Source organism: Nocardia sp. NPDC127606 (assembly GCF_042671725.1).
Classification (GTDB): domain Bacteria; phylum Actinomycetota; class Actinomycetes; order Mycobacteriales; family Mycobacteriaceae; genus Nocardia.
On the sequence record NZ_JBHXWQ010000009.1, the window covers coordinates 203,590 to 218,469 of the forward strand.

At 62.2% G+C, this 14,880-nt stretch carries 8 protein-coding genes and 1 pseudogene; 4 read left to right on the forward strand and 5 right to left on the reverse strand.

The window, feature by feature from the left end; all coding sequences use genetic code 11:
- Positions 1-132 precede the first annotated feature (132 nt).
- Both ACFVJ5_RS30605 and ACFVJ5_RS30610 read right to left on the reverse strand, forming a co-directional pair.
- The gene (locus ACFVJ5_RS30605) at positions 133-378 is read right to left on the reverse strand and encodes a CsbD family protein (RefSeq protein ID WP_379225459.1); all 246 of its coding nucleotides are present in this window, start codon (positions 376-378) and stop codon (positions 133-135) included.
- Positions 379-772: 394 nt separating this feature from the next.
- Entirely contained in the window at positions 773-1,429 is a 657-nt protein-coding gene (locus ACFVJ5_RS30610; protein ID WP_056817616.1) for a nitroreductase family protein, read from the reverse strand.
- A 294-nt stretch (positions 1,430-1,723) separates the two neighbouring features.
- Between ACFVJ5_RS30610 and ACFVJ5_RS30615 the strand changes: the two genes are divergently transcribed.
- The 3 genes from ACFVJ5_RS30615 to ACFVJ5_RS30625 all read left to right on the forward strand — a co-directional run bounded on the left by ACFVJ5_RS30615 (position 1,724) and on the right by ACFVJ5_RS30625 (position 6,581).
- A complete protein-coding gene (locus ACFVJ5_RS30615; protein ID WP_379225461.1) occupies positions 1,724-2,965 on the forward strand; it encodes a PucR family transcriptional regulator in 1,242 nt (413 codons plus the stop codon).
- Between the two features lie 135 nt (positions 2,966-3,100).
- A complete protein-coding gene (locus ACFVJ5_RS30620; protein WP_379225463.1) occupies positions 3,101-5,110 on the forward strand; it encodes a fatty acid desaturase in 2,010 nt (669 codons plus the stop codon).
- 76 nt (positions 5,111-5,186) lie between these two features.
- Positions 5,187-6,581 (forward strand): aldehyde dehydrogenase family protein, encoded by a 1,395-nt coding sequence (locus tag ACFVJ5_RS30625; RefSeq protein ID WP_379225465.1) that lies wholly within the window; start codon positions 5,187-5,189, stop codon positions 6,579-6,581.
- A 58-nt stretch (positions 6,582-6,639) separates the two neighbouring features.
- Here the strand turns inward: ACFVJ5_RS30625 and ACFVJ5_RS30630 are convergent, their stop codons facing one another.
- From ACFVJ5_RS30630 to ACFVJ5_RS30640, 3 genes and pseudogenes are all read right to left on the reverse strand, one after another.
- Positions 6,640-6,831 carry a hypothetical protein gene (locus tag ACFVJ5_RS30630; protein WP_379225467.1) on the reverse strand — a complete coding sequence of 64 codons (192 nt, stop codon included), beginning with the start codon at positions 6,829-6,831 and terminating at the stop codon, positions 6,640-6,642.
- 268 nt (positions 6,832-7,099) lie between these two features.
- The gene (locus ACFVJ5_RS30635) at positions 7,100-7,273 is read right to left on the reverse strand and encodes a DUF4177 domain-containing protein (RefSeq protein WP_379225469.1); all 174 of its coding nucleotides are present in this window, start codon (positions 7,271-7,273) and stop codon (positions 7,100-7,102) included.
- Between the two features lie 1,780 nt (positions 7,274-9,053).
- Positions 9,054-9,155, reverse strand: a pseudogene (locus tag ACFVJ5_RS30640) (IS3 family transposase); the annotation flags it as partial.
- A 555-nt stretch (positions 9,156-9,710) separates the two neighbouring features.
- On the opposite strand from ACFVJ5_RS30640, the gene ACFVJ5_RS30645 reads away from it, so the two are divergent.
- Positions 9,711-14,141, forward strand: coding sequence for a hypothetical protein (locus ACFVJ5_RS30645; RefSeq protein WP_379225471.1), 4,431 nt, complete (start codon positions 9,711-9,713; stop codon positions 14,139-14,141).
- The last annotated feature ends 739 nt before the right edge of the window (positions 14,142-14,880 follow it).

The window sequence follows — 14,880 nt, forward strand, 5'->3', positions numbered from 1 at the left end:
ATAAGGCTGCTAGCGTAGACCATTCGGGAGGATGAAGGCCCCCGTCGCTACTCTCGGCAGGACACGCATACAAGAGTGGGAGGGGCTCGGACGAATTCGTCCGAGCCCCTCCCACCGTGTCAGCAGCCCAAATCAGCGGTCGCGCTGATGCGCTGCTTGGCGCGCCTCATCGATGTCGGCTTCAGCGCGTGCTTTTTCCGCAGCGGCTTCCTTGCTGGCAGCCTCGCGCTGGGACTCGGCCTTGTCCTGCTGGGCCCGACCCTCTTCTTTGAGGTTGTCGTCGCTGGTAAGCGCGCCGGCGGCCTCTTTGGCCTTGCCTTTGACGTCTTCGGCGACGCCTTCGACGCCTTCGCGAACTCCGTTACCGTGCTCGGGCATAGTTTGACCTCTCGTCGCAAGGATGAACTGTCGTTTCCGGCATACCCCGGCTCCTCCGAACCAACCAGGGTCGTCGAGTCAACAGCGTCGAGGTCAACGCCACCGAAGTAGCTGACTGCGGCCCGGTACGGTGACGATCTCTCTCCAATCCTCAGCGTCGGCTTCGGTCACCGGACTCTGCGATCAACCTGAAGGCATGCTCTCGGCGGAGATCGATTCGAAGGGTTCGGCAACACCATCGAGCACACAGCCGAACATTGTCAGATCAGCGGACCGAGACCGCAAGAGTGAACGTATTGCGCAGTCCAGAAAGACAGACCTATCTACCCGCCGCTGCCGAGTAGAGCTTCTCGACCGCCGGCGTAGATGAAGCTGCGGGCGAATCGGCTCAGCATTACCATTTGTTGACGTGCAGCACGGTGTCGAGCGGGGCGCGTTTGGCGAGCTTGAAGTCGGTGCCCTTCGTGTAGGCAACAGGCAAGAGCACGCCCTGCCGAATACTCGGGGGAACTCCCAGCGCCTCGGCGACCTCTCGTTCGTACTCCAGATGCAGTGAGGTCCACGCAGACCCGAGGCCGCGCTCACGCAGTGCGAGCGCGAAGCTCCAGGCGGCGGGGAGCAACGAACCCCACAGACCGGCCTGGTTCCCCTCCGGCATCTGCCCACCCGGAACGTGGATCGCACCGATCACCAGCACCGGTACCTGCTCCATCACCTCCGCCAGATAGGTCGCACTCGAAGCCACCTTCTCCGCGGTATCGGCGTCCTTCGGCGGCTTCGCCTGCCGCACGGCCGCACCCGCCGCAGCGTAGGCGGTGTAGGACTTGCGGTAGTACTCCGCCACGATCTTCTTGGGCTCGGGATCGGTCAGCACGATCCAATGCCAGCCCTGCAGGTTACTGCCCGACGGCGCCTGGAGCGCCACTTCCAATGCGTCGGTGACCACCTCCAGCGGCACCGGCCGATCCAGGTCGAGACGTTTGCGCACCGACCGGGTCGTGGTCAGTACCTCGTCAGCGGACAGGTCGAGATGCGGGAACTCGACAGTCATAGGTTCTCCCATCTTGCGCTCGGTATCAGGATCGCCCCGTCATGTAGTCGACGGTGCGCATATCAAAGTATGCGAGCAGACCAACAAACCGAAGGCCGTCGTCAGCGGCAACGCTGACGCCCTCGTTCACGGCGCGGCGCTGTCCATGGTCACGGTTATCAGTCGGCTTCGGGCTGTTTGCTGGACCGATGACCGAGAGTGCAGATCCTCGCGCCCCACCACGAACAGCTTCCGTCGCTACGTCGATCGTGAACAGCCGGCCGAAGCAAATCGGTCGAGGCTAGGGTGACAGATATGGAGGCGCTGGAGCCCGCTCGCGGTGCGGAGGCCGGAAAGGGCATGGCTGCGTCTCTGCTGGCGAATGTATCCAGCCTGGCAGATGACATGCTGAAGTACTTGGTCGAGCGAATTCCCGAGGCCGGTGCGGATGCCGAGCTTCGCGGCCTGACGTTGGGATCGTGCTCGTCGAATCTCGAAGCGGCACTTTCGATGGTTCGTCATGGGATCGATGTAGCGGCTGTGGAAGCGCCGGTAACCGCGCTCGAACACGCGCGAGCAATGGCATCACGGGGGCACAGCGTGGATATCATGCTGCGGTTCTACCGGTTGGGACATGAGTACTTCACCGAAAAGCTCTCCGAATCGCTGACCGACTCGGTCGGCGACCCCGCTGTCGCGTTGCGGACGTTCATCGATCTCGAGCGGTTCGGGTTTCGATATATCGACCGTATCTCCAGTCTCGTGGCGGCCGAGTACGTGGCTGAGCTCGACCGACGTCAGAACCAGGCGAGAGCCGAGCGCGCCGATGTTGTGCGGGCCCTGCTGGCCGGGGAACGTGTCGACATCGCTCGGGCCGAACGTGTGCTCGGCCACCGGCTCACCGGTCGGCAGATCGGCTTCGTGTGCTGGGGCGACGACCGCGGCGTGGATCTCGAGAGGATCGCCGGGCAGGTTGGAAGATTTCTTGGGGCGGGTCACTCTCTCGTCGTCGCGGACGGTCCACTCGCGGTGTGGGGATGGGCATCTGTCACCGGGGCGGTGCGGACTTCGCTCATGGGCGTGGCGACGGAGTTTCCCAGCGAAAGCAACAGCGTTCACATCGCAGTGGGCTCCCCATATCCGGGGGCTGCCGGATTCCGTACCTCACACCTGGAGGCTCTGCGTACTCGCCGGGTCATCGAACTGTCCGGTCGCGTAGCACCGTCGATAACTCAGTTCAGCGATGTCGCGTTGGTGGATGCCATTTCGCGCGACCTGGATGGGGCGCGAGCCTTCGTCGCCGCCCAGCTCGGCGCTCTCGCACGGGACGACGCGAAAGAGCGCGGCGAGCGCGGCGCACTCCTGGCTGTGCTCGACGCGCAAGGGAGTCTGGCGACCGCAGCGCGCACCTTGGGAATCCACCGGAACACGGTCCTGCAACGGGTGCGTCGTGCCGAAGAGCGCATGGGTCGGCCCGCGACTGTCAAGATCGTCGAACTGCACGCCGCGCTACGTGTCTGCGACGTGCTGGGGGCCTCGGTATTGCGCGAGCAATAGCCGCCTTGACTGATTCCTGAGCGTGACGGGATGTGCTGTCAGCACACTCAAAAGGGCTGGGAGGTCCTTGTTGACCGATGCCGATCATTCATACGCTGTGAGGCATCTCATCCTGAAGCGCGCAGAAGGAGTCCGATGGCGACTACGACTCGATACCCCCAACCTCACGCAGCCGCCTCGCAGCACGCCTTGCCTGATCCCGGCGAACAGGTTCCTACTCTGTCCTGGCCAGTCGTCGGCATCTTCACAGGTGCGCTTGCGGTCTTCGGCGCCTCGACCTGGGCCGCGCTCACCGGCGCTCTGCCTGCGATCGCCACCATCGCCGCGAGCTCCGCAGCGGTATTCGTCCTGTTCACCGTGTTGCACGACGCGTCGCATTACTCGATCAGCTCCTATCGCTGGGTCAACGTCGCTTTCGGGCGCGTGGCAATGTTCTTCGTCTCGCCGCTGATCTCGTTCAAGTCGTTCGCGTTCATCCATATCGAGCATCACCGCAATACCAATGACGGTGAGCACGATCCCGATCACTGGGTCAGCTCCGCACCCTGGTGGCAGCTGCCCGTCCGCTTCCCTGCAATGGACCTGCCATATATCGGTTTCTTGGTGCGCAACGTGCGCCGGCGCCCACGTGCCGAGGTCCTGGAAACGGCGGCGTTGATGACCTTTTCTCTGACGGTGATCGTGTCGGCCGCCTTCATCGGAAATCTGTGGACGCTCGCGGTGATCTGCCTGATTCCCGGACGGGTGGGGATGTTCGTGCTCGCGTGGTGGTTCGACTGGCTGCCTCACCACGATCTGGAAGACACGCAACGCGAGAACCGCTATCGCGCGACCCGCAACCGCGTCGGCTCGGAATGGATCCTGACTCCCCTGCTTTTGTCGCAGAACTACCATCTGGTCCACCACTTGCACCCCTCCATCCCCTTCTACCGCTATGTTGCTGCCTGGCAACGCAACGAGGAAGCGTATCTCGAACGCAACTCGGCGATAAGCACCGTATTCGGGCAGCAGCTCGACGCCACTCAGTACCGCGAGTGGAAACGCCTCAACGGCAAACTAGCTGCGCTGCTCCCGGTCCGAATGCCGCGTTCCTCCGCGGCACGCCATGCCAGCACCCACCCGATCCCCGTCAAAGGCGTCGAGCCTCTGACTCCGGGCAGCGTCAAAGTTACATTCGACGTTCCCGAACACCTCAGCGACCAGTTCCGATTCCAGGCGGGCCAACACCTGACCATTCGGCACCGTATCGATGGGCAGGAGGTGCGGCGAAACTACTCGATCTGCACCTCGGCCACGTCGGGAGAACTGGCGATCGGAGTACGGCACATCGCGGGCGGGATGTTCTCGACCTTCGCGCTCGAAACGCTGCGGGCCGGTGACGTACTGGAGCTGATGACGCCTACGGGTAGCTTCGGCGCCCCCCTTGACCCACTCGCCCAGCGTGACTATTTCGCGGTAGCGGCAGGAAGCGGCATCACACCCATCCTGTCGATCATCCGCACAACGATGGAGATCGAGACCGAGAGCCGCTTCATCCTCTTCTACGGCAACAGAACCGCAGAGTCGACCATGTTCGCCACCGAACTCGACGAGCTCGAATCTCGATATGCAGACCGGCTACGCATATTCCACATCCGCTCGGACGAGGCACACCACCCCGCCGCTCTTCGTGGCCGGATCGACCTGGCGATGGTTCAACAGCTGCTCGCCGGCGACCTCACCGCGATCGACCGGTGGTACCTGTGCGGCCCAAACGATCTCGTCACCACCATGCGCGACGACCTCGCAGCTGAAGAAGTGCCGACCGAGCGGATACACCTCGAACTGTTCCGCGGTACGAACCGGTCCACCAACGTCGATACCTTCCACAAGTCCGACGTGACTATCACTCTCTCCGGCATTGATCACACCATAGAACTCGCCGCCGGTGAGACCGTCCTCGAATCCGCGCTGAAAAGCAACATCGATGCGCCCTATGCCTGTCTCGGCGGCGCGTGTGGCACTTGCAAAGCCAGAATCACAACCGGAGCGGTATCGATGGAGCAGAATCTCGCACTCACCACAGCCGAGGTCGACGCCGGCTACGTACTGACCTGCCAATCCCATCCCACCACCCCGACGGTCGCGGTCGACTATGACAGCTGAGCCGAAACATTCAGAAGACCGCCCTGATTCCGTCGCCGAAGGCGCGACAGAACTTCGCAGAGGTAACGAAATGTCTATGACCACCACGCCGGCGGTCTCGAATTTGCCTGACATCCCCGACGTGATGGCACAGGTTCGGCGCGAGTTCGCCTCGGGCCGGACCCGAGACCGCGCTTGGCGTGAGGAGCAGCTGCGCAACCTGATCCGGTTGCTGGATGAGCAGGAGGATCAGATCATAGCCGCGCTCGCCAGCGATCTTGGACGCAGCCGGGCCGAAGCTTGGTTAGGTGATATATCGTCCACCAGGAGTGAGGCCGCGTTCGCCCTGAAACACCTTCACCGGTGGATGCGCCGACGGCGGCAGCCGCTGCCGCTGCCGCAATATCCGGGTTCGGCATGGGTGCAGTATGAACCGCTCGGCGTCGTTCTGGTCATCGGCCCGTGGAATTACCCGGTGTACCTGACTCTTTCGCCGCTGGTGGCCGCGCTGGCCGCCGGGAACTGCGCGGTGATCAAGCCGTCCGAGCTGGCGCCGGCCACGTCTACGCTGTTGGCTCGGCTGGTTCCGGAATACCTGGACTCCGAGGCGGTCGTTGTGGTCGAGGGCGACGCCGCGAGCACTCAGGAGCTGCTGGCGCAGGGCTTCGACCATGTTCTGTTCACGGGTGGCACCGAAGTCGGAAGAAAGATCATGGCCGCGGCCGCGCCGACTTTGACTCCGGTGACCCTGGAGCTCGGCGGTAAAAGCCCGGTGATCGTGACCGCCGACGCCGACCTGGATATCGCGGCCCGCCGGATCGCCTGGATCAAGTGCGTGAACTCGGGGCAGACCTGCATCGCGCCGGACTACGTGCTGGCCGACCATCGTGTCCGGGATCGGCTGGTGGACAAGATTATCGAGGCGATCGAGGAGTTCGAGCGGGGAAGGGGCTCAGACGGCCGCCGGATCGTCAACGAGCGCCAATTCGCTCGACTGGCGATGTATCTTGCTCAGACGCGCGGCACGATCGCGCTAGGAGGACGGGTCACCAAGGCTTCGTTGTCGATCGAACCGACCGTCATCGTCGACCCACATCCCGATGATGCGGTTATGCAGGAAGAGATCTTCGGACCTATCCTGCCGGTGCTGTCGTACGACAGCCTCGACGATGCGATCTCGTTCGTCAACTCCCGGCCGAAACCGCTTGCCGGATACTATTTCACGAAATCGGCGGCGGTGGGAAAACGCCTGGTGGACGAGATCCCGTCCGGTGGTGCGGTGATCAACCACGTTGCCATGCACTGTCTGGTGCCGCAACTGCCGTTCGGCGGTGTCGGCGCCAGTGGCATGGGCTCCTACCATGGCCGATGGGGGTTCGAAGCACTCAGTCACCGGAAATCGTTGTTGCGCAGGACCTTTCACCCGGATCTGCGGCTGATCTATCCTCCGTACAGCGAGCGGACGCTGCGGATCCTGCGCAAGTTCTTCTAAGGTCTCACCGAGACTCGGGGTGGTACAGCGCGCACTGCCGATCTTGTGCTGAGCACGTTCACATCGCTAGTACCAATTTGCCATTGTTAGCACCCGTTAACAGCATGTTCAGTGTTTCACCGAACCGAGCGAGACCGCCTTCAACCACATGCTCTCGTGCTTCGAGCTTACCTTCGGCACGCCATTGCGCGATCTTCGTGACGGCCTCGCCATAGCGATCGGCGTAATCGAATACGACGAACTCCGTCATGGTTGCCCGGAAGAAGAGCAGAGCCGTGTAGCGAGACGGGCCAGGAAGCAATTCCGAGCTCGTCGATATGGTTGGGCCGATCGTCCTCGCAAATGGCATGTGGGCGAACCGGTATCACGGCTGGTGGCGGGTGACCTCTGATCGCGAGGGTAAGGAACCGATAGGCCGATACCTGGCCGCCGTCATAGACGAGTGCCGCCGGTGGGCCGCCACGGTTCGCCCGCACCCCCTGGGCAACGGGCCACGCGGCCACCGGTCGCGATACCCCTTACATCACGAATGTCAGGTAGAGATCGGTGATTCTCGATTCCTCGTGCACGGCAACCGAGTGCAGGCTCCACCCCGCCGAGGCCATCTCATTCATCACCGCCGACGCTGCGCCTAGTTCTACCGGGCCAGGCATCGACGACCTGTTTTCGCGGACTCGAATCACCTTGTACACAAGGCCAAGCGTATGGACCTACCGCTAGATTCCGTTCAGCAATCCAGCCCACACCTGGTCAGCGGCCGATAGGTCGCTATTCGTCTGCCACCCAGCAGGGCACAGAAGAGGGGCCGAAGCCCCCTCACGGTCAGCAGTCGAGGGCGGCAAGCGAACGTTCGGTGGTGAGGAAGGTGCGGTAGTGGGTGGGGCAGTAGGCGTAGCTGACGGTGCGGACTCGGCGAGGTGGGTGGCGGGGTCGGCGCAATCGCGGATGCCGCAGATCGTGGCGGGGTGATGTTCGTGGTCGGGGGCCTTCCGTGTCGGTGGGATCTGAGCTCGCCCCGGACCAGGCCGCACCCACCCCGGCAAGGGCTCACCGCCCGAGGAGGTCACCCGGCGGACCAACCCAAAGGTGAGATGACACCCCGCTGAAATGACGCCGCCGCGGGTGACCCCCTCGGGTGGTGACAACGCTTGGTCCTTGCCGGGGTGGGTGTGGTCTGGTACGCCATCGGCAGATTCTGCCGACACGGAAGGCCCTCGGCCATCACCCACGCCACGATCTGCGACATCCCCGCGGTTGCACCGACCCCGCCACCCCACCGGAGGTGACCCGATGGAAGCACCGCACCCACACCTACGCCCGTCACCTGCTACCGCGGATTCCGTTCAGCAATTCGTCGCACCTGGTGAGCGGCTTGGTGAGCGGGCCCCATGCTGCGGGTTCCGGGTGGACTGGTGACGGATGGTTGACCGTCTACGCGGGTTCGGCAGGCAGGACCATATGAGTGCAATCGAGCGAAGCTCGTGCAGCAGCACCGTATGAGAGTCGGTGAGCTGGTGGCCGTCGATCGGGGCAATGCCGGCCGAATCGGGCTCGGGAATTCCGTTCAGCAATCTGCGGCCTGGTCATCGTCGGCCTCGTCCACTGCTCGGGGTCGATACTGTGGCGAGCTGATCAGAGTTCCGATCGCCTGCTTTCGGCGCACAGCGTCGCCGACGTGCCCAGGCGGCGCCTAACCAGCCTGGGGTGTGCGTCGAAGCGCGGCGGCGGCGCGCACGCGCCGCCTTGACTCTATATAGCGAAATTCAGCAACCACTTCGCGAAGTGACGGGCTTACACCAACTCGGAACGTTCACCGACTCCCCCTGCCGGTGAACGTTGATGCGGTTCGGCTAGGACTAGTCAGCTCGGTGTTGGTTGCGCTGGAATCCGATTGTGCGGGAGCTGTGGACTCACCGCGCGCACGGCCACGACAGCTCCATAGGTGGTGCGGCCGAGCCAATGCCCCAGCAGCAACCTGTTCTGGTCCCGCTCTCCGAGTGGTGGGCTAACAGGAAAACCCTCTCCGACCAAGGTCAGAGAGGGTTTTCTACTGTCGGGCTGACAGGATTTGAACCTGCGACCACCTGGCGCGGGTTCCAGTTGTCCAGACCATACCCATCAGTGCCCAATAGCACTCAGTACCAAGGGTTTCCGAGAAACGACCCTTCTCAACGAATCGTATCAATTCCCATTGATTCCGGTCAAAACTGTGGGGTTTCTGTGGGGCGCCTCTATTGCGCTCCGCTGCCTTCCGTGACGCCGCGAGCCCTCGATGCCGCCAGGCGCTTCCCCCGCTCAAGCGGCAGGCACATCGCCCGGGATTGCCCGCGGATTGCGTGAGGGCTCAGGCCCGCCTGCCCAGGGATCACGTTGCGGTGAATCACCCAGAGTTTGGTGCTCGCCTTGATCTTCCCCCGGTTCCTCGGAGTCGCGTTGCTGGACTTCATGCCACGATGGTTGTGTTCTCGTACTCTATCGGGTCAGCATGCCAAGGCTGTTGTGACGCCGCTGCCGGTTGTGGAAGACCTTGAGGTAGTCGAAGATTGCGTTCGCCAGCTCGATCCGGGTGTTCCAGACGATCTCTCGGCTGGGGCACACCAGCCGAGCGGCTGGCTGCTTCAATGAACGCTTCGAAGTCCAGCCGTTGCGGCGACTGCTGGAATCCAAGAATTTGTGCGGGGCGTGGAGGGTGATGGCCAGGTCCGCGACGACAAACCGAATACACCGGTGCAGCGCGCCGCGCTCAGTGAGTACCGTTGTCCACGGGACCTGGCGATCGGCGAGGTCGAATGGGGCCTGAGTGTCGGCTCGACTGGGGGCGAAGTGTGTAGAGAATGGCGGTCTGGTGAAGACTCGCCAGCTGGAGCTGTCGAACCTGCGCATCTGGACGGTGTGAGTTCGCACTGAGAATCAGGGGTTGAGTTGAGCTTTCGTTCTGGCCGTTGGGTGCGTGTGCTCTCTGGGCAGCCCGATCGGGATGCGGCATTCGTCCTGGATGTCAACGGATTCTTGGATTTGGGGCGGTCCCGAGCCCATCTGGAGTTGCTTAGCCCTGGCGAAGCTACCCAGGGGCGAGCGCTCGTTGTGTTGGGAGGTCCGGGCATCGGCAAGACCACCACCTTGCGGCACATGGTCGAGGACCGCGGCACGTCTCCAGACCACCCCGGGTTCCCCGGCACCGTTTGGGCATCAGCGCCGGGGCTCATCGACAGCGAAGCATTTGCTTCTGAGGTGGGACAGTATGTTTCGGCGTTGCCCGATCTGGCTGAAGTAGCGGCCACCGACAATCAAGTCGTGCCCGGACCTCTCACTTTGGTGATCGATCAGCTCGATGAGCATCCCGACCTGGACCAATTCGTCCGGCACTTCGGGGCGGCGCTTGAGGGCAAGGACACTCGTAGTCTCAATGTGCTCATCGCATGTCGTGCCGCGGAGTATCCGAAGTCGTTGACCGTGATCCTTGAGCGATCGTTCGGTTCGTGTACTGTCGCGGAACTTGCTCCGTTGACCAGGGATCAAGCAGTTGCGGTTGCTGCGCAGGATGTCTCGGATCCTGATGTCTTCCTCGAAGCGATGTGTCGGAGCGGCGCGGGCGCGCTGGTCACTTCTCCGCTGACGCTGCGAATGTTGGTCAGCGACTGGCGGGCTGGTACCGAAGGAGGCGGCCCTGCGCTGAGCATCTTCGACCGGAACGCACGTCGTCTCCTCAGCTTCCCTCACGAGACCGGAATCGAATTGTCGGAGTCTAGCCTCGAGGAGCGGATGGCCATCGCGTCGCGGATTGCTGCGTATCTGCTGCTGTCGGGACGGCGGACACTCCGACTCGGCAGTAGTGCGTGGGCGAACAGCGAAGAGATCACTCCTGGCCGACTCGCTTCTGGGCGTGAGGCCGCAGGGCTCGGAGAATTCGACGTCACACCGGTCAAAGTCCGTGAAACGCTGGCAACCAATATGTTCGCACCCGGGTCTGAGAGCACGGAGTTCACTCATTCTTCTGTCGCTGCGTTCCTTGCCGCCAAATACCTCATCGCGCGGTTCCGATCACTCGGGTCCCCAGCCCTAGAGCGGCAACTTTCCGGTGTGTTCTTGGTCAGTGCTCCCGATGAGCCGACGGCTCAGATCCCTGAACATCTGCGTGAGACCGCAGCCTGGATATCAGGCCTGGCACCTCGGCAAGCCGAATGGCTCGCGGCGGCCGACCCTCAGTCCTTGGCCGGATATTCGATGTGGATTCCTGACTCCGAGATCAGGTCAGTGTTGGTGGATGGACTGCTGAATCGAGCTGAGCGAATTGAACTGGCTGGCGGTGCCGAGTGGCCGCGAGCACGTTGGGATCTGAACCATCCGGCTCTCGCGGCGCGGCTGTCGGACACTCTCGGGTCTGCAGCGGAAGACACTGAGTACGAGTGGGCTGACCTGGCTCGTGTCCGGGTGGCCGTGCGGATTGCCCTTGACTCGCGCGTCGAAGGTGCGATGTCTGCACTGCTCCGCTTGGTCGAGTCGCCAGGGTGGCCGGTCTCGGTGCGCCAACGCGCAGCGCGCGCGGCAATGAATTGCTCGCCCGACGGCGCTGTTCGCCGTTTACGAGGACTGCTTCGGCACTTGGTAGTTACGCAGTTATCTGCACACGCGCTCTCAGACGACGACGAGTTCGATGATCTCTCGGGCGACAGTGAACTGGTGGGCACTTTGTTGTCGTTGTTGTGGCCTGAGCACCTCAGCTTCGACGAGGCTGTCCTGCACATCCGAGTGCGTCGTCAACCCATGGGCATCGGTGTCTACCGCGGCGAAGCCGAGCGGTTTGCCCGCGAGGTGCGTGACGTAGATCTCGACCGATTTATCGTTCACGCCAACACTGCAGTTCGAGCATTTGTCGCCGCCCCGGACGGACCACAGGCCCTCGACAGCACTGATCCTGATCCTGTCCGGAGGGTTCCGCTGCTCGGTATCTCCGCCGAAGATGAGTGGGGACTCCGGGAGTTCATCGCACCCGTCCTCGATCGAGTGTTCGCCTCGGGCAGAGTGTATGAGCTGCTTGAGGCGGTCGCCGAGATGATCGCTCCGCTGATGCGTGCATCGTTCAGGATTCCTATGCCCGCTCGGCTGGAACTCGTTGACCGGAACGGAGTAGAGCTGTCCGCAACCGCCGACCTGCGTCGGAGACTGGCGCACGAGTTGGTGCTTCTCCTCACGGCCGCCGAGCTACCGTTCGACCGTTACTGCGCACACCTTGTGGTGTCGGAGTGGTGCCAAGAGCAGGTCTTCGCGCAGAGTCCAATTCGAACACCCGTCGAAGCCGAACGGCGTGAGCGTCAACGTCTACTCGATGACAGCGATTCCGCGTGGTGCCTGTCTCAGATCGATACTTTCCGGGAGTCTGTCGATCCTGTGTTGGTGCAGGCGTATGCCCTGATTGTCTCGATCATTGCCGATCCGTACAACCCGGACACCTTCGCCCAACTGGAGAATCGACCGGACTCGCCGGAGCGCGAACACTTTCGATGGGTTTTCGACGGGATGCCGATCGATGACGACTACGCCAGGACAATGCGTAGACAGACAGCTGCAAGGTTCTCCTGGGACGGGGCCGAGGAGTTCGTTTCCGTCCAGCGTCAGCGACTCGTGGCAGCGGCCAGTGGGGATTGCGATGCGTTCTGGACGCTGGTGTACCGATTGTGGGTCAATCCGTCCACCGGACGATTCGAGGATGCACGATCCTTGGATGTATCCAGTAGCCCCGGCGTGTCCATCTGGGCGGCGGCGGAGTTCTCCTCGTGCTTTCGAACCGCGACGATCTCGTACCTCCAGTCGGCACACGACCACCGCGAGACATGGTTGGGATTGGAAAAGACCGATCGGCGTGCTGAGGCCGGTGTGATAGGCCTCGCGTTCCTCTACCGCACCGAAGGAACGGCCGGCCTGCGCTCAGTGCCCCCGACGGTGTGGGCGTCGTGGACAGCCGCCATCTTGGCCGGCCGTCCAGGACTCAGTGACCAGAACCCCGATCTGTACACCGAACTCGTCGGCTTCGTGACCCAGCACGCGTTGAGTTCCGTAGCCGAATGCGTCAACGAATGGGTGCGAACAAACCTGACCAATGCGACCTCGCCTTGGCTCTTCGTGCAGACCGTGCCTCTACTTCCCCGCCAGGTACACTCTCACATGGTCACCCTTGCATGTTCACTTTTGGACTGGGTCTGCCCGAGTGAAGAACACTCTGACTCGTTCGCCGCAGGACCAAACTCCGAGGGTGATGGCGGCGTGGTGGGGCAAGCCGGTGATCTCTCTGCCGTACTGAGCATTTGGTCAGTGCTGCTACGACCGTCGTTGAAGTTGCACGATGAACGAGCTGTTCAACATGTACGCAGTGTTTTCTCGGATGCGCGAGAATCCGACACTGGGCGTGCGGAGGAGATCGCGATTACGTCAGCCGCGTTGCTTCTGGCCACGGATACGCAGCGTCAATGGTCGCTCGTTCACGCCGCCATCGTAGAGTCGGCTGATTTTGCGCGCGACCTCGCCTACGCATGTACTGAGCACCAGGTTGCGGACGCCCTGATGCGAGACCTCTGCGACTCGGACATCGTTTCCTGCTATCGGTGGCTTGCGCGAGTTCATTCACCGACCACCGAGGTTCACCACCTCGGTTTCTCGGAGGTGACTCCGGTTCAGGAAGTGCACAGTATGCGCAGAGCGGTCCTCGCCGAAGCAACGCGACGCGGCACAGCGGCCGTCGTCTACGGGCTTCGCGACCTGCTCGAAAGTGACCCGAACTCGCTCGAACTACATGCCGCGCTCGTCAACGCGAGAGCGATGGTGCAGAGAAAGGCGACTGTCAACCTGTCGACTTCGAACATTCAAGACTTACTGGCTGATCACCGCCGTCGCATCATCGGCTCCTCAGCGCAACTCGCAGCCGTTGTGACCGAAATCCTCATCGACATCGAAAAAGACATTCACACCCACGGCTTCCTGCTATGGGACCGCGAACGGGATCGGGATGAAAATGGTGAACGGATCAGTTTGTTCCGACCGAAACCAGAAGGGTCGTTCGGCGTCTACATCACACACGAACTTAAACTACGACTCGCCGACCGGCCAGTCGTGGTCAACAGAGAAGTCGTCGTCCAACCTACTGGCCCAGGTGACTCGGGACTACGCCCCGACATACTGGTCGGTGCCATCTCGCATCAGTCGTCCGAGATTGCCGCCACGATGACGGTCCCCATCGAGATAAAAGGAATCTGGCACAAAGACGTTCTCACCGCACAGCAAGGTCAGCTACTCCCGTACCTTCGAATGACAAATTCGAGCTCGGGCGTCTATCTGGTTGCATGGTATCCCCTCGATCAATGGACCACGGCCAAAGACAATGTCTCTCGAAACAAGACAAAAGCTCACGGGTCGGCCCCGCAACTTTTGGCGACGCTGCAAGCGCAGGCCGCCGAAATAAGGCGAAATACGGGGCTATCCATCACCCCGTATGTCCTCACTGTCTCGACCACCACCCCGAGCGCGCTTCTTGAAATGTACGACTCGGATCCCGACGAGTTCGACTGACGTATCCAGGACGGAAGCGCGTGCACACTTGATCAGCCACTCTGTTGTCCGACTGGGGGTGTCGCGTAATACTGTGAAGCGGGCTCTTTTCTGGTGGGGCCGCCGAAGTATCGGTGCCCGGTGAAGGGGTCGGTCGAAGATACTGTCAAATCCTGTGCATCGGCGAGGTTCAGACGACCTCCGTTCCGGTGGCGTCGGTCGTGCCGGTTGCCCTTCGTGTAAGCCTGAGTTGAAGCCGGTGGTTCACAGCAACCAGCCTTGCAGGGCAAGAGATGGATCGACGATCACGATGACCACCACCAGCACGACGGCCTGTCGGGTGCATGGCGAGAATGTTGAGATGGGTAGCAACGACCCCGCTGCAAGCAGGCGCCGGCGCGTTCACATCGGCCGAGAAACTGACGCATCTGGCCGCCTACGAAGCCGCGACCGGTCAGCTCGGCGGAGGCGGCGTATCTACGAAAGCAGGGTCTGTACTCGTCGCTGATCACCGAATGGCGTAAGCGACGCGATGCCGATGTATTACAGGGCAAGCACCCGGAGAGAGGTCGGCCGCCTGACCGCGGAGCAGGCCGAGATCGCTCGGTTGATAGCGACGTTGGCGAAAGCGGAGAAGAAGCAGACGATGACCGATTCCGCGCTCGAGATCACGGGAAAGGACGCAGGACGGCTTCGCCGCCCTGCGTGGAGGGTGAAAACGTTTGTGGGTCTTACGTTCCGGCGTAGCGTGGGGGCGGAG